At 43.5% G+C, this 469-nt stretch carries 1 protein-coding gene; it reads right to left on the bottom strand.

Annotation, left to right across the window (positions count from 1 at the left end):
- Positions 1-48: 48 nt before the first annotated feature.
- Positions 49-469: 4CSP family protein (locus F0U47_RS22680; RefSeq protein WP_223162851.1), on the bottom strand; the 421-nt coding region annotated here is incomplete at its 5' end.

Consider the following 469-nt stretch of genomic DNA (forward strand, 5'->3'; position numbering starts at 1 on the left):
TCCGTTGTTGAATTAAAATTCTAGTTAGTGTTCAACTTTATTGAAGTTTTATTCAGGGATGACGATGCCCTTGGCCTTAGCGCGGTCTTCGTACTTCTTCCTCCATTTGCCGTCGGGGTCGAAATGGGCTGTCAGCTCCTTCCAAATTTCCAGTTCATTCTTGATTAAATAATCAATACTAGTTTCAGCGCCCTTTTCTTGGGCTTCAGTGCATTTCTCGCAACCAGTCTCTAGAGCTTCTTGAAGATGATCTTTCAGTTCCTTCCCTTCGGGAGTACACTTGCCCTTGCCGAGCACGCAATCCATATACGACTCCAGGAGCCTCTTGTTCTCCAAAATTTCTTGCAAGTTAATTTTGTCATATTTGTCAGTGTCCTTATCATCAGCAAGTACGGCCACGAGTACACAGCTCAAAACTATAAGGACCTTCATGATTGATGATCCTGCACAGCACGTAAGTGATTCCAAT

The organism is Nocardioides antri (genome assembly GCF_008373765.1).
Classification (GTDB): Bacteria; Actinomycetota; Actinomycetes; order Propionibacteriales; family Nocardioidaceae; genus Nocardioides; species Nocardioides antri.